The 21,415-nt window shown below is 40.3% G+C and carries 23 protein-coding genes; 13 read left to right on the top strand and 10 right to left on the bottom strand.

The features are described 5' to 3' along the window. Positions 1 to 18: 18 nt before the first annotated feature. The 4 genes from CVT05_RS08985 to CVT05_RS08970 are packed head-to-tail and all read right to left on the bottom strand — an operon-like array spanning position 19 to position 3,032. Positions 19 to 891, bottom strand: coding sequence for a carbon-nitrogen hydrolase (locus tag CVT05_RS08985; protein ID WP_107698539.1), 873 nt, complete (start codon positions 889 to 891; stop codon positions 19 to 21). A gap of 1 nt (position 892) precedes the next feature. Continuing rightward, positions 893 to 1,819 carry a cation diffusion facilitator family transporter gene (locus tag CVT05_RS08980; protein WP_107698538.1) on the bottom strand — a complete coding sequence of 309 codons (927 nt, stop codon included), beginning with the start codon at positions 1,817 to 1,819 and terminating at the stop codon, positions 893 to 895. 2 nt (positions 1,820 to 1,821) lie between these two features. After that, positions 1,822 to 2,790, bottom strand: coding sequence for an agmatine deiminase family protein (locus tag CVT05_RS08975; RefSeq protein ID WP_107698537.1), 969 nt, complete (start codon positions 2,788 to 2,790; stop codon positions 1,822 to 1,824). Further along, positions 2,787 to 3,032 (bottom strand): CBU_0592 family membrane protein, encoded by a 246-nt coding sequence (locus CVT05_RS08970; protein WP_103628398.1) that lies wholly within the window; start codon positions 3,030 to 3,032, stop codon positions 2,787 to 2,789. Before CVT05_RS08970 ends, CVT05_RS08975 begins: the two co-directional genes overlap by 4 nt. A gap of 110 nt (positions 3,033 to 3,142) precedes the next feature. On the opposite strand from CVT05_RS08970, the gene CVT05_RS08965 reads away from it, so the two are divergent. The 4 genes from CVT05_RS08965 (at position 3,143) to CVT05_RS08950 (ending at position 6,144) form a co-directional block, all read left to right on the top strand. Then, complete coding sequence (locus CVT05_RS08965; protein WP_107698536.1) at positions 3,143 to 3,796, top strand: amino acid ABC transporter permease; 654 nt, start codon at positions 3,143 to 3,145, stop codon at positions 3,794 to 3,796. Continuing rightward, positions 3,783 to 4,451, top strand: coding sequence for an amino acid ABC transporter permease (locus tag CVT05_RS08960; RefSeq protein WP_103593871.1), 669 nt, complete (start codon positions 3,783 to 3,785; stop codon positions 4,449 to 4,451). Before CVT05_RS08965 ends, CVT05_RS08960 begins: the two co-directional genes overlap by 14 nt. Position 4,452: 1 nt before the next feature. Next, the gene (locus tag CVT05_RS08955) at positions 4,453 to 5,190 is read left to right on the top strand and encodes an amino acid ABC transporter ATP-binding protein (protein ID WP_107698535.1); all 738 of its coding nucleotides are present in this window, start codon (positions 4,453 to 4,455) and stop codon (positions 5,188 to 5,190) included. Positions 5,191 to 5,283: 93 nt separating this feature from the next. Continuing rightward, complete coding sequence (locus CVT05_RS08950) at positions 5,284 to 6,144, top strand: cysteine ABC transporter substrate-binding protein (RefSeq protein ID WP_021091264.1); 861 nt, start codon at positions 5,284 to 5,286, stop codon at positions 6,142 to 6,144. Positions 6,145 to 6,583: 439 nt separating this feature from the next. On the opposite strand, the gene CVT05_RS08945 is transcribed toward CVT05_RS08950, so the two are convergent. From CVT05_RS08945 to groES, 4 genes are all read right to left on the bottom strand, one after another. After that, positions 6,584 to 7,951, bottom strand: a complete 1,368-nt coding sequence (locus tag CVT05_RS08945) for a phosphomannomutase/phosphoglucomutase (protein ID WP_107698534.1) — start codon at positions 7,949 to 7,951, stop codon at positions 6,584 to 6,586. A 134-nt stretch (positions 7,952 to 8,085) separates the two neighbouring features. Next, positions 8,086 to 9,720: a chaperonin GroEL gene (gene groL, locus CVT05_RS08940; protein ID WP_002940160.1), complete on the bottom strand. Its 1,635-nt coding sequence runs from the start codon at positions 9,718 to 9,720 to the stop codon at positions 8,086 to 8,088. Positions 9,721 to 9,742: 22 nt separating this feature from the next. Next, entirely contained in the window at positions 9,743 to 10,051 is a 309-nt protein-coding gene (locus CVT05_RS08935) for a monooxygenase (protein ID WP_107698533.1), read from the bottom strand. Positions 10,052 to 10,059: 8 nt separating this feature from the next. Beyond that, the gene (gene groES / locus CVT05_RS08930) at positions 10,060 to 10,320 is read right to left on the bottom strand and encodes a co-chaperone GroES (protein WP_072594386.1); all 261 of its coding nucleotides are present in this window, start codon (positions 10,318 to 10,320) and stop codon (positions 10,060 to 10,062) included. A gap of 168 nt (positions 10,321 to 10,488) precedes the next feature. Between groES and CVT05_RS08925 the strand changes: the two genes are divergently transcribed. From CVT05_RS08925 to CVT05_RS09585, 4 genes are all read left to right on the top strand, one after another. Beyond that, positions 10,489 to 13,029 (top strand): tryptophanyl-tRNA synthetase, encoded by a 2,541-nt coding sequence (locus CVT05_RS08925; protein ID WP_107698532.1) that lies wholly within the window; start codon positions 10,489 to 10,491, stop codon positions 13,027 to 13,029. A 201-nt stretch (positions 13,030 to 13,230) separates the two neighbouring features. Next, a complete protein-coding gene (locus tag CVT05_RS08920; RefSeq protein ID WP_103580116.1) occupies positions 13,231 to 13,878 on the top strand; it encodes a hypothetical protein in 648 nt (215 codons plus the stop codon). Between the two features lie 18 nt (positions 13,879 to 13,896). Then, a complete protein-coding gene (locus CVT05_RS09590) occupies positions 13,897 to 14,061 on the top strand; it encodes a metallophosphoesterase (RefSeq protein ID WP_234400591.1) in 165 nt (54 codons plus the stop codon). 298 nt (positions 14,062 to 14,359) lie between these two features. Beyond that, entirely contained in the window at positions 14,360 to 14,590 is a 231-nt protein-coding gene (locus CVT05_RS09585) for a hypothetical protein (protein WP_234400590.1), read from the top strand. Positions 14,591 to 14,592: 2 nt separating this feature from the next. Here CVT05_RS09585 and CVT05_RS08910 read toward each other — a convergent pair whose 3' ends face one another. Further along, positions 14,593 to 14,952, bottom strand: coding sequence for a hypothetical protein (locus tag CVT05_RS08910; protein WP_103580117.1), 360 nt, complete (start codon positions 14,950 to 14,952; stop codon positions 14,593 to 14,595). Positions 14,953 to 15,259: 307 nt separating this feature from the next. Then, positions 15,260 to 17,236: an excinuclease ABC subunit UvrB gene (gene uvrB, locus CVT05_RS08905; protein WP_107698531.1), complete on the bottom strand. Its 1,977-nt coding sequence runs from the start codon at positions 17,234 to 17,236 to the stop codon at positions 15,260 to 15,262. Positions 17,237 to 17,361: 125 nt separating this feature from the next. Between uvrB and CVT05_RS08900 the strand changes: the two genes are divergently transcribed. The 5 genes from CVT05_RS08900 (at position 17,362) to ispG (ending at position 21,409) form a co-directional block, all read left to right on the top strand. Further along, complete coding sequence (locus CVT05_RS08900; protein WP_021091279.1) at positions 17,362 to 17,595, top strand: cell division protein ZapB; 234 nt, start codon at positions 17,362 to 17,364, stop codon at positions 17,593 to 17,595. A gap of 13 nt (positions 17,596 to 17,608) precedes the next feature. Then, on the top strand, positions 17,609 to 17,845 hold the full coding sequence (locus tag CVT05_RS08895) for a hypothetical protein (RefSeq protein WP_054196819.1): 237 nt from the start codon (positions 17,609 to 17,611) through the stop codon (positions 17,843 to 17,845). Further along, the gene (locus CVT05_RS08890; protein WP_084042158.1) at positions 17,842 to 18,258 is read left to right on the top strand and encodes a type II secretion system protein; all 417 of its coding nucleotides are present in this window, start codon (positions 17,842 to 17,844) and stop codon (positions 18,256 to 18,258) included. The genes CVT05_RS08895 and CVT05_RS08890 overlap by 4 nt, the downstream gene beginning before the upstream one ends. Then, positions 18,258 to 20,111: a primosomal protein N' gene (locus tag CVT05_RS08885; RefSeq protein WP_107698530.1), complete on the top strand. Its 1,854-nt coding sequence runs from the start codon at positions 18,258 to 18,260 to the stop codon at positions 20,109 to 20,111. Before CVT05_RS08890 ends, CVT05_RS08885 begins: the two co-directional genes overlap by 1 nt. A gap of 239 nt (positions 20,112 to 20,350) precedes the next feature. Next, positions 20,351 to 21,409, top strand: coding sequence for a flavodoxin-dependent (E)-4-hydroxy-3-methylbut-2-enyl-diphosphate synthase (gene ispG / locus CVT05_RS08880; RefSeq protein ID WP_103576799.1), 1,059 nt, complete (start codon positions 20,351 to 20,353; stop codon positions 21,407 to 21,409). The last annotated feature ends 6 nt before the right edge of the window (positions 21,410 to 21,415 follow it).

Raw genomic sequence — 21,415 nt, 5'->3', positions numbered from 1 at the left:
GAAATTCTAGCTCTAAATTTAGTCGATAAATCTTTTTGTGATATTTGCGTAGGCATCTATCCTGCGGTCTCTTAAAAATGGCCAAATTCTGCGCACTTCTTCACTTCTTTTCATGTCTATTTCAACGATCTTGCATAGCTCATCTGTGCTATTTGCGCGGAAAAGCTGCTCACCTTGTGGCCCAAAAACAAAGCTATTTCCCCAAAATTTTATCCCATCCATCACGCCGCTATCATCTTTTTCAAAGCCCACACGATTTACTGCAACAACTGGCAGGCCATTTGCCACGCTGTGACCTCTTTGAACTGCCACCCACGCTTCAAGCTGTCTTGATTTTTCATCGTCACTATCGCCCTCAAACCAGCCAATAGCCGTTGGATAGATGAGAATTTTCGCCCCTTTTAGTGCCATCAGCCTTGCTGCCTCTGGATACCACTGATCCCAGCAAACCAAAACGCCAAGCTTGCCAAGGCTTGTTTCAATTGGCTCAAAGCCGATATCACCAGGCGTGAAGTAAAATTTCTCGTAAAATCCAGGGTCATCAGGGATGTGCATTTTTCGGTATTTGCCAGCCACACTGCCGTCACGCTCGAAGACAAAGGCGGTATTGTGATAAAGTCCGTCGGCTCTTTTTTCAAAGAGCGAAGTGACTAAAACAACGCCATTTTCTTTTGCTACCCTGCCCCAAAAAGCGACATCCTCTTGCCAGTCGTTTGCGTGATCAAAGAAATTTGTATCCTCGCTTTGGCAAAAGTACTGCGTCTGGTGTAGCTCTTGGCAGACGACTAGGTCAGCACCGCCTTTTTTTACCTCGGTAATTAGCTCAAGTGTCTTTGCGATAGTCGCCTCTTTTGTGCCTTTAAATTCTTGTTGAAGTAGTGCTACTTTCATCTCATTTCCCTTCTTTGTCGTTATATGGGTCTAAATGCGTGGTTATCTGCCACGAATAATCCCTAAATTTCTCTCTTATCTCAGCTTCAAGCGAGTCGGCCACCTCGTGCGCATCGTAAAGCGAGATATCTTTGTCAAAAACTAAATGCAGCGTTAAAAATATGGTATTTGCGCTCTGTCTTGTGTTTAGATAGTGAAAATCAGAAATTCTTTCTTTTGCCTTTATCATCTTGATGATCTCATCTGTGACCTCAGGGCTTGCTGCGTGATCTAGCAAGACACCAAGAGCGTCTTTGCCAAGGCTTATCGCACTTTGAGCGATGTAGCCGCTTATCACGATGCCAAAGATCGCATCTATCATCACAAATCCGCTAAATTTAATGATAAGTAGCGAGATGATGACTGCTAGGTTACTAAAAAGGTCGATCTTATAGTGTAGTGCGTCTGCTTTTATGATAAGATTGCCACTTTTTTTAGAAATTTGGTTTAAAAATAGCACCAAACATAACGTCACAACTACCGAAAAAACCATCACACCAAGGCTTAAGCCAAGGTCTATCTCTAAATTTGGCTCGCTAAATTTTTTAATACTCTCATAAAAAATATATCCAGCAGCCACAACGATGATGACGCACTCAAATAGCGCTGCTAACGCCTCTAGCTTTGTGTAGCCAAAGTTAAATCTCTCATCGGCTTGCTTTCTTGACTTTCTAAGCGCAAATAAATTTAAAAGCGAGACAATAAAATCAAGCATCGAGTCTATCGCCGAGCCAAGCACAGCGACCGAGCCACTAAAAAGCCCAGCTGTAAATTTCACAAGTGCTAGCAAAAAGGCGCAAGCTCCAGCTGCGATAACTGCCTTGTTTTCGCCTTGCGTGCACTCCTGCTTATTTATGCGGTTAAACTCATAATCAAACGGACTTGACAAGACTAAGACCTTTTATATCTATTTTGGCTTGAGCAGTGAAGCGAGCCATTTTGACGCACAAAAACTAGCGAATTTACACCGATGATCTTTCTATCTGGCAGTGCCTTGGCTAGTAAATTTAGCACTTTTTCGTCGTTTTCGTCGTTATATGTTGGCACGATTAGCGCACCATTTATAAAGATAAAGTTTGCATAGGTGCAGCCAAGCCTTTTGCCATCATAAAATTTAGGTTTTGGTAGTGGCAGAGCAAGCAGCTTAAAGCCAGTTTTTTTAAGCTCATCCTCCATTTTTTTTAGCTCATCAAAGTGCTCATCACTCTCATCTTCACAAGTTGCGTAAGCGATAGTATCAGGCGTGATAAAGCGCGCTAAAGTGTCGATGTGGCTATCTGTGTCATCGCCTTTTATAAAGCCATTTTCAAGCCAGATGATACGCTTTAAGCCAAATAAATTTTTTAGTTTTTCTTCGATCTGCTCTTTGCTAAGCGATTTGTTTCTATTTTTATTTAGTAGGCATTTTGAAGTGGTTAAAAGCACGCCATCTCCGTTAAACTCGACACTTCCGCCCTCTAGTATCATATCAACGGGCTCAAGCTTGGTTTTGTAAATTTTAGCTAGTTCTAAATTTATCGCATCATCTTTTGAACTCTTAAATTTACCGCCCCAGGCATTAAATTTAAAGTTGTAGCTCTTTACGCCATCTTCAGCACAAACGTCGATCATGCCGTAGTCTCTGATCCAAGTATCATCAGTCTCAAGCTTAACAAACTCAACATTTTTAAATTTCTTAAATCTAGCAAAATTTGCCTCATCTGGGCAGATGAGCACTACCTTCTGAAACGGCGTAACAGCAGCCACAAGCTCCTCATAGCCCGCCAAAATCTCCTCCAAATAGGGCTCCCAGTCGCTCTTACTATGTGGCAGTGATAAAAATAAAAGCTCCTGCTCTTCCCACTCCGCGTATGCTCTCACGCTCTCTCCTTATAAATTTTGTAAATTCCATAAATCGTAATGATTATCCAAAAGACCTCTATCAAAAATGAGCCAAGGTTAAAGTGCACAAAAAGCGAGATGATGAGTAGTATAGCGCCTACTAAATTTATTATCTGATAGGCTAGATCGCGGCTATTTAGGCGGCCGATTTGAAGTAAAAAGTAGCCCATCACGATGCAAATCATCCCTAAAAAGCCGATGATCTGAAAAAGATCGATCAAATTTTATCCTTTTTGCAAGCTTAAATTTAAAGCAAGATCATATCTAATTAGTTTTAAATTTATGATTATAAGATAAAATAACTCCATTTTTCAGATTGGATTAAAGTTTTATGGATTTTGAGTTTATTGAGAAATTTTATCCGCTTTATGTTAAGGCAGGAGTGCTTACCTGTGAGATCGCCTTTTTAGGGATCTTTTTTTCTATTTTGATCGGTATTTTTTGTATGGCTGTGAAATTTTACAAGCTAAAATTTCTATCAAAAGTGATTGACTGCTACGTCGAACTCTCAAGAAATACGCCTCTTCTTATACAACTTTTCTTTTTATATTATGGCTTGCCAAAGCTTGGAGTGTCGATGAGCGGCTTTACCTGTGCGGTCGCTGGGCTTAGCTTTCTTGGAGGCAGCTATATGAGTGAGAGCTTTAGGCTTGGCTTTGAGGCGGTTAGAAAGTCGCAAATAGAAGCAGGACTTAGCATCGCGCTTAGCAAAAATCAGCTCCTAAGATATGTTATCTTGCCTCAAGCATTTAGCGTAGCGGTGCCAAGTATTAGTGCAAATATTATCTTTTTACTAAAAGAGACAAGCATCGTTAGCATCGTGGCACTTGCTGATCTAGTTTACGTCGCAAAGGATCTCATTGGGCTTTATTACAAGACAGACGAGGCACTTTTTATGCTAGTAATTAGCTATCTTATCATCATCTTGCCAGTCTCACTGGTGCTTAGCTATATCGAAAAAAGGGTAAGAAATGCAAGGAGTTAGTATATTATTTGACACGCAAAATTTACTAAGGCTCTTTGAAGGTCTAGTCGTTAGCACAGAAATTTCATTTATCTCTATCTTTATCTCTATAATCGGTGGCTTAGTGCTTGGCGTGCTTATGAGCATGAAAAACAAATTTATCTATTTTATTTTAAAAATTTGCCTAGAAATCGTTCGCATAATGCCTCAGATCGTTTGGCTATTTTTATTTTATTTTGGTGTCAGTAAGGCGTTTGATATTCACATTTCAGCATTTACAGCCTCACTCATCGTCTTTAGCTTGTGGGGAATTTTTGAAATGATGGACATCGTGCGTGGCGCAATAACATCAATACCAAAACATCAATTTGAATCAGCCGCCTCACTTGGGCTTAGTAAATTTCAAATTTACTCTCACGTCATCATCCCACTAGCCACGAGAAGGCTAGTACCTGGAGCTGTAAATTTACTAAGCCGTATGATAAAAACGACATCTATCGTCGTTCTAATCGGCGTTGTAGAGGTAGTCAAGGTCGGCCAGCAGATCATCGAGCGAAATGTATTTACAAATCCTATGGCGCCATTTTGGATATACACGCTCATATTCTTTTTATATTTTGTGATCTGCTATCCAGTCTCAAAACTATCAAAAAAATTAGAAGAAAAATGGAGCTAAAATGAGCGAAAACATCTTGGAACTTAAAAAAATAAATAAATTTTATGGAGAGCTTCACGCCTTAAAGGATATAAATTTAGATGTAAAAAGCGGCGAAGTAGTCGTGCTCCTTGGACCATCGGGCTGTGGCAAGAGCACAACTCTTAGATGTATAAACGGACTTGAGAGTATCGCAAGCGGCGAGATAATAATTGATGGCGAAGTAATTGATGCTAAATTTAATGATTGGCAAAGGATCCGCCAAAAAGTCGGCATGGTCTTTCAAAGCTACGAGCTCTTTGATCATATGAACGTCATAGACAACGTCCTTCTTGGGCCTTTAAAGGTGCAAAAAAGAGATAGAGCTGAAGCCGAAAAGACTGCTGATATGTGGCTAAGCAAGGTTGGACTGCTTGATAAGAAATTTGCCTATCCAAAGGAGCTAAGTGGTGGCCAAAAGCAACGCATAGCAATAGTAAGAAGCCTTTGTTTAAACCCTGAAATTATGCTATTTGACGAGGTTACAGCTGCGCTTGATCCAGAGATCGTTAGAGAAGTGCTTGATGTTATACTAAATTTAGCCAAAGATGGAATGACGATGCTAATAGTCACCCATGAGATGAGCTTTGCAAGGGCGGTTGCAAACAAGATCGTATTTATGGATGCTGGGGCGATCGTGGAGATCAGCGAGCCAGAGGAATTTTTTACAAACCCAAAGAGCGATCGCGCGAAGAAATTTCTAAATTTATTCTCGTTTTAGAAAAAATAAGAGATAATTTGCCGTTTTTTCAAAATGCGTTTAGAGCGAAATTTTAACGCTCTTATTTATTTAACTTTTTTACAAGGAGAAAGAGTGAGAAAATTTAAATTTTTCTTATTAGCATTAATCGCTACCGTCTTTCTAACGGGTTGTGGTAATGACAAAGGTGCCGACACGGCAAAAGCTGCTTCAAACGAAGCTGATGCGATCGCAAAGATCAAAGAGCGCGGATATGTAAGAATTGGCGTTTTCAGCGACAAACCACCATTTGGCTATGTCGATAAAGACGGCAAAAACCAAGGCTATGATATTTACTTTGCAAAACGTATCGCAAAAGACCTACTAGGCGATGAGAGCAAGGTAAAATTTGAGCTAGTCGAGGCTGCTGGTAGAGTTGAAGTTTTAGTAGCAGATAAAGTAGATATCACGCTTGCAAATTTTACAAAAACACCTGAGCGCGCACAAGTTGTTGATTTTGCGCTTCCATACATGAAGGTTTCACTTGGCATCGTAAGCCCTGAAGGTGCGGTGATAAAGAGCATCGATGAGCTAAAAGACAAAACCCTAATCGTAAATAAGGGCACAACCGCAGACGCGTTTTTTACAAAAAATTATCCTGATATCAAGCTTGCAAAATACGACCAAAATACTGAAACATTTGCAGCTTTGGTTGATAAAAGAGGTGCCGCACTAGCACATGATAATGCCCTACTTTTTGCCTGGGCAAAAGAGACTCCTGGTTTTGTTGTAGGCGTTGAAGCGCTTGGTGATGTGGACGTGATAGCACCAGCTGTTAAAAAAGGAAACAAAGTTTTACTTGACTGGCTAAACAATGAGATCATTGAGCTTGGAAAAGAAAATTTCTTCCACAAAGACTATGATGCTACACTAAAACCGATCTACGGCGATAGCGTCAATCCAGAATCACTTGTCGTTGAAGGCGGCAAACTCTAAAAATTTAATGGCGTAAATTTTTACGCCATCTCTCTATCTTTTAAATTTAACAAATATACTTGTAAAGTTTTTTGCCGGCAGGTTACACTGCATAAAATCCATAAAGGACGGATATCTTACATATCTGAGCAGCAAGCTAGTAGACGACCTCTTGCAAAATAATGAGCTATTTTTAAAAAAATGCCAACATTAGATAGGCTACTTGTGGATTTAAATTACATTATCCACATGAAGGTTCAAAAAAGTTAAGCCGCATGTTATTTTATAAATTTAAATTGTTATTTTATAAATTTAAATTCTAGATGGATGGTATGTATGCAAAGTTTCCAAAAAATCCACGAAAGCTAGGCGAGAAAGATACAACTTAGTTTTTAAATGTTTAAACAAAAATTTTAAAGAGCATTTTGGAGTAAATTTAGCCCAAAATGCTCATTGTAAGCTACATTAAGCTCTTTAACAAATTTGTCACTTTTTGCTCGATATCTTCTAGAAATTCCTTGCTCTTTGCCTCAAATCTAGTGACGATAACTGGCGTTGTATTTGATGCACGCACCAGCGCCCAGCCATTTTCAAACTGAATTCTAATACCATCAATATCAATGATATTTTTTATCTTTGGCAGGTCGCAACTCTCGTTTTTCACGCACTCTTTTAACTTGGCAACTATCTTAAATTTAGCCTCGTCAGTCGTCTTTACCTTGATCTCATCGGTGCTAAAGACAAGTGGCATCTTATCAAGCTCGCCGTCAAGGTCAAAGCCCTTATGAACTAGTTCGAGCACTCTCATCATCGCATAAAGCGCATCATCAAAGCCAAAGTATCGCTCTTTAAAGAAGATATGACCGCTCACTTCAGCTGCAAGATCTACGTTTAGCTCTTTCATCATCTTTTTGATGTTGCTGTGTCCTGTTTTTCCCATAAAAACTTCGCCGATCTTAGCGATCTCATCGTACATATTTTGTGAGCATTTAACCTCGCCAAGCACCTTTGGATGTTTCATATTTAGAGCATAAAGATATGCTAGTTCATCGCCTTTTATATCTCTTTTTGGCGTTATAACCGCGATCCTGTCGCCGTCTCCGTCAAAGCCAAATCCAAGGTCAAATTCTTTTTTTTCAATGAGTGAAAACAGCTCTTTTAAATTCTCTTTTTCGCTTGGATCTGGATGGTGATTTGGGAAATTTCCGTCTGGATCTTCATATAAAATTTTCGCATTTAGCCCAAGTGCTTTGACGATCGGCACCAAGCTCACACCAACAGCGCCATTTGCACAGTCGATGACAAAGGGCTTTTTGAAATTTTTAAGCTCACTAAATTCTTTTACAAAAAACTCAACGTATTTTTCTAAGATATTAAATTTCTCACAGCTCTCATCGTCTATGATCTGCTCACCAGAGGCGATTATCTCATTAACCTTGTCTTTTAAAATTTGCAGATCTTTACCAAAAAAACTATCTTTTTTGATAGTGATCTTAAAGCCGTTGTACTCTTTTGGGTTGTGAGAGCCAGTGATCATGATATTTGCGTCAAAATAATCAGCATAAACGCTAAAGTAGCCAACAGGAGTTGGTAGCAAGCCGATGTTATAAATTTTAAAGCCACCAGCCTTGTTTAGACCACTTAGTAGATACCTAAAAAGCGTGCTAGCACTAAGTCTTGCGTCAAAGCCAACGCTTAAAGTTTTTACGCCAAATTCATTAAATTTCTTACCCAAAGCAAGCCCTATAGCCTTGACGCTATCTTCTGTCAAGTCTTTTTCAAAAATGCCACGGATATCGTATTCTCTAAAAATTTCATCATATTTCATTGTAAATTCTCCCTGAAAGAAAGCAAAATGATACAAGAATAAATTTAAAAAGGAGTAAAATAATTTTATAAATTTAGTGAGGTTAAAGTTTAAGTATAAATTCGAGCTAGAAAGCTCTAGCTCGAAAAGGGCTGCTACATCATGCCGCCCATACCGCCCATTCCGCCCATGTCAGGCATTGCAGGCATTGCTTTTTCTTCTTTTATTTCACTGATAGTTGCCTCAGTCGTTAGTAGCAAGCTAGCCACGCTAACAGCGTTTTGAAGCGCAACTCTCTCAACTTTAACTGGATCGATAATACCAGCTTCAAACATATTTACATATTCGCCAGTTGCAGCGTTAAAGCCAAAATTTGCATCTTTGCTTGTCTCAACTGCGTTTGCTACTACGCCTGCGTCAAAGCCAGCGTTCTCAGCGATTTGGCGAAGTGGAGCACGAAGCGCTCTTCTAACGATCTCAGCTCCGATTGCCTCGTCACCTTGTAAATTTAAATTTACGCTCTTTGAAGCAAGGATAAGAGCTGAACCGCCACCTACTACGATGCCCTCTTCAACAGCTGCACGAGTAGCGCTTAGAGCGTCATCTACGCGGTCTTTTTTCTCTTTCATTTCAGTCTCAGTCGCAGCACCTACTTTGATAACTGCCACGCCACCACTTAGTTTCGCAAGGCGCTCTTGTAGTTTTTCTTTGTCATAGTCGCTTGTAGTCTCTGCGATTTGAGCTTTTATTTGAGTGATTCTAGCGTCGATCGCTGACTTTTCGCCTGCGCCATTTACGATAGTTGTATTATCTTTGTCGATAACTACGCTTGAAGCTTGACCAAGGTCGTTTATAGTAGCGCTTTCTAGTGTTCTGCCTAGCTCTTCGCTGATAACCTCACCACCTGTTAAAATAGCGATATCTTCAAGCATCGCTTTTCTTCTATCGCCAAAGCCAGGAGCTTTTACAGCTGAGATGTTTAGCACGCCGCGAAGTTTATTTACAACAAGTGTTGCAAGCGCCTCGCCCTCGATATCTTCAGCGATGATTAGAAGTGGTTTACCACTCTTTTGTACTTGCTCAAGCACTGGAAGCAGGTCTTTTAAATTTGTGATCTTCTTGTCAAATAGCAATATAAATGGATTGCTTAGCTCAACTTGCATCTTTTCAGGGTTTGTGATGAAGTATGGGCTTAGGTATCCGCGGTCAAACTGCATACCCTCAACAACGCTTAGCTCGTCTTGGATAGACTTTGCCTCTTCTACTGTTATGACGCCGTCTTTGCCGACTTTCTCCATCGCATCAGCGATAAGTTTGCCGATGCTTTCGTCTGAGTTTGCAGAGATAGTAGCGATCTGCGCGATCTCTTTTGAGCCAGAAACTTTTTTAGAGATGTTTTTTAGTGCATCTATAAGAGCTGCTACTTCTTTATCCATGCCGCGTTTTACTTCGATAGGATTTGCGCCAGCAGTTACGTTTCTAAGACCCTCTTTAAATATCGCATGAGCTAGCACAGTAGCTGTTGTCGTGCCGTCACCTGCTTGGTCGTTTGTCTTACTTGCCACTTCTCTAACTAGGCTTGCACCCATGTTTTCGATAGTATCTTTTAGCTCAACTTCTTTAGCCACACTAACGCCGTCTTTTGTGATGTTTGGCGCGCCAAAGCTCTTTTGGATAAGGACATTTCTGCCTCTTGGTCCCATTGTCACTTTTACAGCGTCATTTAGTTTTTTTACGCCCTCGTATAGGCGGTTTCTTGCATCATCAGAGTAAAAAATTTCTTTTGCCATTGTTTTTCCTTTCGGTTTTAATTTATTTTAAAAAATCAGCCTTATTTATCATTGACAAAGGTATATTAATATCAAAAATTTTGCCTCGAATATTTGAATAGCCGTTTTTAGCTAGTCTTTCACTGTGCATTTTCAGATATTTTTCCGCATTCTCCTTATTGTCAAAAAGATAAATTCCGCCGGCTTCTTTTGTTTGTTTATTCTCAGTCCAAATTTTCCATATCATACCGGGTTCTTGGTTGATACTTTTAGCCAAATCCTCAAAAGCTTTTGACATCTCGTCTCCAAAAAGACCTTCTTGCGGAAAATCAACATACATAATCGCAGCCATCTGCAGCCTTATTTTAAAACGCCTAAAACATCATCAATGTTTAAAACAAGATATGTTTTATCATCTAAATTTATCTCAGTGCCACCGTATTTTGCAAATACAACTTTATCACCAACTTTTACGCCCTCTACTTCAGCACCGACTGCTTTTACCTCACCGCTTAAAGGTTTTTCTTTTGCGTTATCAGGTATAATAATGCCCGAAGCTGTGGTCTTTGTCTCCTCTACGCGTTCGACTAGAACACGCTTGCCTAATGGTTGAAAGTTCATTGTTCATCCTTTTGGTTTAATTGTCTTTTTTAGCACTCTTTATTTTTGAGTGATGAGATCCTAGCACTTTTTTCTAAAAAAGTCAATAATTTATAGTTAAATTTTATTAAAACTTTAGTCACTTACACTAAAGTTTTATGATATGTAAAACTAATATAAAGGAAATTTATGAAAAAAATAGCCTATTTAGTAGTGGCTTTGGGGCTGATATTCCTTTGCATTTTTGGCTTTATCTTTAGCTCTTTTGGCAATAAATTTATAGCAAGTAAAATAGAAAAAGAGGCACTTGCTCGCGGTATCGATGTGAAATTTAAAGATTTTAGCTTAGGATTTAGCACGCTAAATTTAGAAGCGACCGTGATGAACGCCATAAATTTAAAGGCAAATGGTGAGCTTTCACTGCTTGCTCAAAGTATGAACTTAAACATAGACATAAACGCCGACAAGGCAAAGGCTAGTGAGCTTGGACTTAAACAAGATATCGCGCTTAAGGCAAATGCGATCGGTAAGTTTAGCGACTTCAAGCTAGCGGCAACTGGCACGGGGCTTGGCTCAAACATAAATTTAAATGCAAATTTAAAAGACTATCTGCCAAAAGCTCTAAATCTTGACGCTAAAGACATCGAACTTTCTGAGATTTCTGCTCTTGCCAAAAAACCAAATTTAGCTAGCGGCAAGCTTGATCTAACGAGCAATATGCAAGGGGTCGATGAGAAAAATGAGCCCATCATTAACGCTCAAATTTTAGCTAGCGACGCAGCGATAAACAAAGAAATTCTTAAAAATGAATTTGGGCTAAATTTAGCAAAAGATATAAACTTTAAAGGTGGCGTAAATGCTAAATTTGCAAATGAAAAAGTGAGTGCAAAAACCCTCATCATCGCACCTGAAGCCACTTTAAAAGCAAACGAGACGATTTATGATCTAGCTAGCAAAAATTTAAAGAGCGACTTTTTGCTAAACGTGCCTGATCTTGCCCTTTTTGGCAAGCTCTTAGGCGAGCAACTAAGCGGCGCTGTGGATGCAAACGGCGAAATTACAATGCAAGAAAATGCCCTTAAAAACCTAAAAGCTGAGATCAACGGGCTTGGCGGCAAGATAAATGCAAATTTTGATAGCAAAAACTTAGCCCTAAATGCGGCTAGCATCAAGTTAAAAGAGCTTCTAGCGCTTGCCTTGCAGCCTAGCTACGCAGACGGGCAGATAAATTTAAACGCAAATTTTAGCGGCTTTGACGAGCTAAAAAAGCTTGCAGGCGAGGCTAAATTTGAGATAAAAAACGGTCTTATAGATAATGGTCTTGCAAAGCTTAAAAACGAAGCTAAATTTGAGCTAAAAGGCGGTGCCACCGCAAAAGGTGAGCTTGTAAATTTTGACGCAAACGTGCTTAGCGACCTTGGCGAGCTAAAGGATGTAAAGGGCGTTTATGACCTAAAAAACAGCCAAATTTTTAGCAAATTTGCCCTGCTCATTAGCGACCCTGAGAAATTTAAAGCGGTTAGTGGCTTTGAGGTGGGCTCAAAGATGGCACTTGCGGGCGATGTGAAGGTTAAAGAGAGCAAGATAGATGAGCTAAATTTAGGCGGCGATGCCTTTGCTGGCAAGCTAAACGTCACCATAAAAAATGAAAATCTTGATCTTAGCCTAAAAGAGGCACAGTTAGGAGAGATCTTGGCACTTAGCGGCAACGACAGGCTGGCAAACGCTAAGACAAATGTCCAAGCAAAGGGGCAAAATATCTTTAGCAAAAGCCCAAGTATCACCGCAACGATCGCTTTAAATGATGGTAAATTTAACGTCGCAGCGCTTAGCAAAATGCTTGATAAAAAATTCCCTGAAAATGAGAAATTTAGCTCAAATTTGAGCCTAGACTATAAAGGCGAAATGGCAAAATTTAGCGGCGACTTTCTTAGCTCACTAGCTGATATAAAGGGCATAGATGGCAGTTTTGACGTGGGTAAAAGCACGCTAAGCTTAAAGCTTCAAGCGGTAGTTTCAGAGCTAAATAAGCTTGCATTTTTAGCTGGCCGCGAGCTTCACGGTAAATTTGCAGCCCTCGTAACGGCAAATGGCAAAGTGGATGATCTAAGCGTAAAAGCCACTTCAGATGATCTATTTAAGGGCAAACTAGAGGCAAACTACAAAGGTGGCGCGCTTGATGCGGTGCTAAAAAATTTTGAAGTCAAAGGGCTAACGCAGACTTTGGGGCTGGATCATCTATATGACGGCAACGGCGATGCAAAATTTGACTACGAAACAAAGCAAAAGCTCGGCAAATTTGACATCTTGCTAAAAGAGGGTCACCTAGCCAACACAAATCTCACAAACAATATAAAAACCTTCACCGGCAAGGACATCACAAAAGAAATTTACAAAGACGGCAAAATTTACGGTGACATAAAGGGCAATAACGTTGTTTTTAACGTAAATTTAAGCTCGCCAAAGAGCGACATAAAGGTTGCAGGTGGCACTTACAATACTGCGACAAAAATGCTTAACGCGCCGCTTGTTTGCAGGCTCGAAAAGACTGACCTAAACGTGCAAATTTCAGGCACGACAGATAAGCTAAAATACGACGTCAGATCACAATATCTCGAAAATAAGGTCAAAAAAGAGATAGGTAGATTTTTAGATAAAAAGCTTGGCAAAGATGATGACGCAAACGGCGAAAAGCAAAATTTAAAAGGGCTTTTAAAGGGGCTATTTTAGATAAAAAGACGGAAAATTTAAAGTATCTAATGGGGCTTGGGCACTTTTGTAGCGACATAAACCAAAGTGCCCTTGGCGCGATGCTAGTACTTGGCGAGTGATAGCGCTCAAATTTGATGCGAAATTTAGCTTGCGCTACGCAAGTATAATTTAATGCTTGCGGTAGTAAAATTTTGCAAAATTATGTTTATAGGAGAAGCGATGAAAAAGCTGATTATTTTTATGATTGCGCTACTATTTTGCGGGTGTGGCATAGCGTCAAAGGGCGATGGAGCCTCAAGTAATATGAATTTTCATATAGCAAAGAGGGTAGCCATAGATATGTCGGGCGGCTGGATTGATTTTAATAAAGAAAACTACGATAAATTTTGGAGAAATATACGAAGTTCTGGAAATGAAAAATATAGATTGGACTGGATTAAAGCTGATTCTTATTCGATGGTAAATTTAAATATAGAGTTTTTGAAATCTGCCCTTGAAACTTATAAGAGTAAAAATGTGATTAAAACAGCTGATTTTGCGTCCTACGAGAAAAATATCGAAAATTTAGTTCCAACCGTATCTGGTTATAATACTGAACAAGAATATAAGACAAAGATGATAATAAAGCAGGCTATAACAATATACAACAAGCAGCTTGAGGTTTTTAAAAACGGGAGCAAATTCGATATCTATCTTTATGTTATGCGAGTTTCAAATATTAGCGATAACGGCGTGAGTATATCGATTGACTTTGTGGGAATAAATGCTGTCGGCGAGAATAAAAACGATATAGAAAAACACTTGAATAGAGCATATGAATTAAAGCAAAATCTAGATAGTCTTTTTGATAAAAACTATCGTTGGTAATGTATAAATTTTAGCAAAATGAACGACCAAATTTACCTTATCGGCGACGTTCACGGCTGTTATAAAACTCTTTGCACCCTGATAGATCGCTTGCCGCGCGGCGCTGATTCTAAAATTTGCTTCGTGGGCGATCTGATAGACCGCAGCGAGGGGAGTTTTGAGGTCGTGCAGTTAGCGATGTAGCGCGGTTACGCGGCCGTGATGGGCAATCACGAATACCACCTTTTGCAACACAAGGATGCATTTTTGTGCGGCGAAATGCCTAATGATCCGCGCTGGTTTTTCCTAAACGGCGGTGCGCAGACTTTCGCATCCTACGCCAAAGCCGACCGCGTCCAGAAACTCGCGCACATAGAGTTTTTGTCAAATTTGCCGCTTTATTTGGAATTTCATGAGTTTAAAAACGCGCAGGGCAGGCGGCTCGTCGTATCACACTCGGCGGCCGGGCGGATGTGGCCGCTGCGCAGCTCGGACGGCGATAGTGCGGCGGAGTTTAGGCGGCACGTACTTTGCGGGTAGGGGCGATTTTAGCCAAAACGATGGCGTCTTTAACGTCTACGGCCATACGCCGATCGCGAGCCCCGATATCACGGAATTTGGTGCAAATATCGACACGGGCTGCATCTATAGGCACGGCTTTGGCCGTCTTTGCGCGCTTGAGTTTCCGAGTATGCGAGTCTTTTTGCAGGATAATATCGAAGAGGGCGGGTGAGATTACTGGGCTAAAATTTCATCGTAGCTTTCTTTGATATTAACTATTTCATTATCTATAAAATCACAACTTAGGCGCAAAATTTTACTATTCGAAAACATCTCTCTGACATGCGCCGCTAGGATACCTGCATCTTTGTCGCTTGAGCAAGGTATCCTAAAAATAATTTCCGTTTCTATATCGTCTACAAAATTTGTTTTTTTGTTTAGATTTTGATATAAATTTCTTGTTGTGATTCTGACTGCAGAGCCATAGTACTTGCCGTCAAGCGCACACTCTGCTAACGTTTTTATTAAGCCGCCTTTTATATCAAAGACAGAAACAAAACCACGTTTTACAATTTTTATCTCTTCTTTTGTCATTTATGGACTCCTTTTTTGATTAAAATTTTGCTTTTTTACAAATACGTCATATTTTAGTAAAAATTGGCTAAATAAATTTTTGTGCCATTTTTAAAATTTGGCATTTTTAAGATATGGGTCTCGGTGAGTAAAATTTGAAACCGAAATTTACAAATTTAACTTCAAATTTGAGCGTAAAACGATAAGGCGAAGTATTTTTCGTCAGACGAGGCAGCGGCGAGCGAGGCGAGGGAGCGGACTAGCCGTCCGCGACCGAAGCCGACTGAGCCGGTAACGAAGTATGGCGGAAAAAGACAAGCCGTCAAATTTAAAGCTTGCGGATTTTGGCGATCTCGTCACGCAACGCTGCCGCCTTCTCAAACTCCAGCTGCGCCGCCGCTTCAAGCATCTGCTTTCTTAGCTCTTTTACGATCGCAGCTCGCTCGCTCGCTGGCATCTTCTCTAAATTTTTACCGCGTTTATAAATTTCACCATCATCTTCGACGTGCAAGCTCTCTTCGATATTTCTACTTGCAGAGCGCGGCGTTATGCCGTGAGCTTTGTTGTACTCATCTTGAAATTTACGCCTAGCTGTCGTCGTATCGATCGCCTCTTTCATCGAGTGCGTGATCTTTTTGGCAAACATTAGCACCTTGCCATTTACATTTCTAGCCGCGCGCCCCATCGTCTGTATAAGGCTTGTGGTCGAGCGCAAAAAGCCCTCTTTATCGGCATCCATGATCGCTATCAGGCTCACTTCAGGCAGGTCTAGCCCCTCACGGAGTAAATTTATGCCTATTAGCATGTCAAATTCGCCGCTTCTAAGCCCCCTAATGATCTCATTTCGCTCGATCGCGTCGATGTCTGAGTGCATATACTTGACCTTGACGCCAAGCTCGATGTAGTAGCGGCTTAGCTCCTCGGCCATCTTTTTAGTTAGCACCGTAACTAGCACGCGCTCACCTCTTGCGATAACCGCCTTTGCCTCGTCAAATAGCACCTCAACTTGATTGTCACTATCTTTTATCTCGATAAGAGGATCGAGCAGCCCCGTAGGTCGCAAAATCTGCTCATATACGTGCCCCTGGCTGATACCAAGCTCGTACTCGTTTGGCGTAGCTGAGACAAAGAGAAATTTCGCCTTTTTGCTTATAAACTCATCAAATTTAAGCGGCCTGTTATCAAGCGCTGATGGCAAACGAAATCCATACTCCACAAGCACCTCTTTACGGCTCCTATCACCCGCGTACATACCTCTAAACTGCGGCAAACTTACGTGGCTCTCATCGACGATAACCAGATAGTCTTTGCCGCTTATCTCAAAGTAGTCAAACATCGAGTACGGCGTCTCTCCGGGCTTTTGACCAGTTAGGTGGCGAGCGTAGTTTTCGATGCCTTTACACATACCCGTACTTGCCATCATCTCAAGGTCAAACTCCACCCTTTGCTTTAGCCTCTGTGCCTCGACTAGCTTGCCCTGCTCGTTAAACTCTTTCAAACGAATATCAAGCTCCTCTTCGATCTCTTTCATCGCGATCTTTAGCCTATCAGCGCCCACGATGAACTGGCTGGTCGCATAAAGCGTAAATTTAGAGATATCCTTTAGTCTTTTGTTATCAAGCACGTCAAAATGATACATCGCATCGATCTCATCGCCGAAAAACTCAACTCTTAGGGCTTCGTCGTTATAGTAAGCTGGATAAATATCCACCACATCGCCATTTACACGAAAATCCCCCCTGTCAAAGTAGTTGTCGTTGCGCTTATAGCCCATATCCACAAGCTGCTCTAAAAGCTTTCTTTGGCTTATCTTCTCACCCACGCTAAGATACGCCACCATCCCCTTATACTCGCTTGGGTTACCAAGACCGTAGTTTGCAGAGACTGAGGCCACGCAGATCACATCATCAAAGCTTAGCAAACTAGCCGTCGCAGAGAGGCGCAAACGCTCAAGCTCTTCATTTACAGAGCTATCCTTTTCTATATATAGGTCGCTTCTTGGGATGTAGGCTTCTGGCTGGTAGTAGTCGTAGTAGCTTATGAAGTACTCGACGTGATTTTTTGGGAAAAAGCCCTTAAATTCGCTGTAAAGCTGAGCAGCCAAGGATTTGTTATGCGTCATGATAAGCGTTGGCATGTTTAGCTCACGTATGACGTTTGCCATAGTAAAGGTTTTGCCAGATCCTGTCACACCTAGAAGTGTTTGGTATTTATTGCCTGATTTTATGCTTTTTACTATCTCTTTTATCGCTCTTGCTTGGTCGCTGCTTGGGCTAAATTTAGATGAAATTTCAAATTTACTCATTGATTGCCTTTAAATTTGGGCGAATTTTATAGCAAAGATAGTGCTTTGTCAAATGAGAATTTTAATAAGAATTTAGCCTCTGCGTGTTAGAATACGAGCCTAATTATTATTTTAAAGGAACTTTTATGTTTGAAGATAATGCGATCTTAACCACACTAAGCGATAAAGTAAATGACCTGATCACAAAATATGACGAACTTTGCAAAACGAACGAAGAGTTACGCAACGAGATCGTAACTTTAAAAGCACAAAATGAGGCAAAAAGTAATCAAATCATGCGTTTAGAAGAGGATCTTGACAAGAAAAATACCGAAGCTGACGATGTAATGAGAAAAATCGAAGCTGTCCTTGGCAGATAAGCTTGGCTAAAATATGAAAAAAATCACGCTCACGATATCATCTCGCGACTATACGATCACGCTTGATGATGATTTTGCTAAATTCTTTGAAGATGACTGGCAAAATTTAATGGGCGGACGCCAATTTATCGAGCCAAAAGAGCTTTTAAATGCCTTTATAGAAAAATGTTATGAAAATTATGCTGTGATAAAGGCAGTAAAAAATTTAACTGGCAACGTTGATGAGATATTAAAGCGAGAAGAGAGATGAAAAGACGAGCTTATACTTTGCTTGAGCTAATATTTATAGTAGTTATACTAGGTATTTTAAGCACAGTCGCTATACCTAGACTATTTTTTTCTAGAAGTGATGCTACCATCTCAAATGCAAAAACTCAACTTGCTGCTATAAGAAGCGGAATTTCACTAAAATACAATGATAATATCTTGCAGGCAAAACCAGAATTTCCACAAAAACTAGACGATGGCGATCCAAGCAAACTCTTTAAAAATGTTATAAATATACCGATAAAAGATAGCGGTAGCAAAAATGGCTGGCACAGAATAAGCGATGACAAATACACATTTAGACTAGATGGCAAAGTAGCAAATTTCAAATACGACAAAAATACTGGCGATTTTGGTTGCAGTGATGAAAATGAAATTTGCAAATCACTTCAGTAATGCATTATTACATACTCGCATTTTATGGGCTAAATTTAGCCCCACTCACTTATGAAAGCGATCAAAAACTAGAAAAATTTCAAGGCGTAAAGGCTTCTTTAAGAGGCAAAATTCTTACTGCTTTTATTGTAAAAGAAACTGGCAAACCAGAGTTTAAAACAAGTAAAATTTTAGAAATTTTACCGATTAATCTAACTTCAATGCAAAGCGAATTGGCAATATTTATCTCAAAATATTACACGTGCGAGCTTGGCGTCAGCCTAAATTTATTTGAACCAAATGACACTATTGCAGTAGATCAAATTTATGAAAATCAAAATTTTAATGTGGCACCCAAACTAAGCGAAAAACAGCAAGAGGCTTTGGATTTTATAAATAAACGTAAAATTTCACTCATCTTTGGCGACACTGGAAGCGGAAAAAGCGAAATTTACATCGCTAAGATCAGAGAAATTTTAAACGCAAGCAGCCAAGCGCTATTTTTAATGCCTGAAATTTCACTCACGCCACAAATGCAAAAACGCCTTGAGGGCTTCTTTGGCGAGGCGGTAGCTGTTTGGCACTCAAAGATCACGTCAAAGAAAAAAGAGCAAATTTTAAAAGATATAAAAAGTGGAAAAGTTAGGCTCGTTGCAGGTGCGAGATCGGCTTTATTTTTACCACTTGAGAGGCTAAAACTCATCATCATCGACGAAGAACACGACGATAGCTATAAAAACACAGGCTCAAAACCACACTACAACGCAAGAGATCTCGCCCTCTTTTTAACTAGTAAATTTGATCTACAAGTGGTGCTTGGAAGTGCCACGCCAAGCCTTACTAGCTTTTATAAGCAGGAGCATTTTCGCTTAAAAGGGACATATTTTGATTCGCAAAAAAATTACATTTTCGATGAGAGCGAGACTGGAATTAGTGAAATTTTAAAAGATGAAATTTCAAAGACACTCGCGAATAAAAAACAAGCTGTCATCTGCCTGCCAACAAGGGCAAATTTTAAATATCTAGTCTGCAAAAACTGCGGTGAAACGCTAAAGTGCCCATTTTGCAGTATCGGCATGAGCTACTACAAAAAACAAAACGTGCTAAAGTGTCAATACTGCGAGCATAAAATGGCCGTGCCAAAGACCTGCCATCAGTGCGGCAGCGAGATGATAGAGGCCAAAAAGATCGGTACTAGCGAGCTACTTGAGCGGCTGCAAGCTGAGTTTGCGAACTCCAGAATCGCTAAATTTGACAGGGATGAAATAACGACGCAAAACAAGCTCGTAAAGGCTTTGAAGGAATTTAACGACGGCAAGATAGATATCTTACTTGGTACGCAGATGCTAAGCAAAGGACATGATTATCACAACGTAGAGCTTGCCGTCATCATGGGCTTTGATGAGCTTTTAAATTTTCCTGATTATAAAGCCAGAGAGCGAACGCTCGCTCTTGCCATGCAAGTAGCCGGAAGAGCTGGTAGAAACGGGGTTGGCAGAGTTATCATTCAAAGCAAACAAAGAGAATTTTTTGAGAGCTACATCAGTGATTATGACGCATTTTTAAAAGATGAGATTGGCTACCGCGAGGGGCTATATCCGCCTTTTACTAGGCTCCTTCGCATTATCATCTCGCATAAAGATGAAAACATAGTAAAAAATACAATGAATGAATTTGTGCAAAGAATAGAACCTCTAAGAAGCGATGAGCTTGAGATTATAGGATACGGAAAGTGCCAGATAGAGTATCTTGGAAGCAAATTTAGATATGAAATTTTACTTCGCTCAAACTCTCATATACCTCTTTTAAAAGCTGCAAACCTCTGCAAAAGCGAGCTTAGTGATATCGATATAGATCCAGTCAATTTTACTTAAAATGTTAGTCTAAAAACTATCCAACAAAGATATGGCAAATTTTAAAAACAGACATATAGGGAAACCTAATGCTTATGAAAGCATTATGGAATTTGATGAGTTGGCTATGGAAAGCAAGTGAAGTTTAAAAACTATATCCAATAAAATACTAATTTTTATAAACTATTAAAAATAAATTTTCAAGCCTTTTAAAAGCCATTTTTCTTTATAATCCCCAATAAAAATTTAAAGGCAAAATTTTGCAACGATACCCGACAAAACAGATAAAAATTCGCGATGTTTTAATAGGCGGTGACGCACCGATCTCCGTGCAGTCGATGACATTTTCAAAGACAAAGGATGTAAAAGGCACGCTAGAGCAGATACAAAGGCTGTATTTTGCAGGCTGTGACATCGTGCGCTGCGCAGTTTTTGACAAAGAGGACGCCAGCGCGCTAAAGCAAATCGTCGCAGGCTCACCCATCCCAGTCGTTGCAGACATTCATTTTAACCACACCTACGCGCTCATCGTTAGCGAATTTGTCGATGCTATCCGTATAAATCCAGGCAACATCGGCTCAGCAAAAAACATAAAAGCAGTAGTTGATGCCTGCAAACAGCGAAATTTACCTATCCGCATAGGTGTAAATTCTGGCTCGCTTGAAAAGCAGTTTGAGGATCGCTATGGCCGCACAGTTGAGGCGATGGTGGAGAGTGCTATGTATAACATCAAGCTTCTTGAGGATTTTGACTTTACAGATATCAAAATTTCACTTAAATCAAGCGACGTTGAACGCACGATGCAAGCTTATAGAGCACTTCGTCCAAAGACAAACTACCCATTTCACCTTGGTGTAACAGAGGCAGGTACAACATTTCACGCGACTATCAAGTCCGCGATCGCACTTGGTGGGCTTTTACTTGAAGGTATCGGCGATACGATGAGAGTTAGCATTACAGGCGAGCTTGAAGAGGAGATCAAAGTCGCAAAGGCGATCTTAAAAGATAGTGGCCGCCAAAAAGAGGGACTAAATATCATCTCATGCCCAACTTGTGGGCGTTTGCAAGCTGATCTCATGGCAGCAGTAAAGCTCGTAGAAGAAAAAACAAAAGGTATAAAAGAGCCGCTAAACGTTTCAGTCATGGGCTGCGTGGTAAATGCGATCGGCGAGGCAAAGGGCGCAGATGTTGCCATAGCATTTGGAAAAGGCAATGGCATGATAATGCGTCACGGCGAAGTAGTCGCAAGGCTGCCTGAGAGCGAGCTTGTGGATAGATTTTTACAAGAGATCGATGACGAGATAAAAAGTAGAGACTAAAGGAAA

This window comes from Campylobacter concisus (genome assembly GCF_003049705.1).
GTDB classification, from domain to species: Bacteria; Campylobacterota; Campylobacteria; order Campylobacterales; family Campylobacteraceae; genus Campylobacter_A; species Campylobacter_A concisus_AR.
The sequence above is the reverse complement of the archived record's forward strand: the minus strand, read 5'-3'. Positions and strand labels throughout refer to the sequence as shown.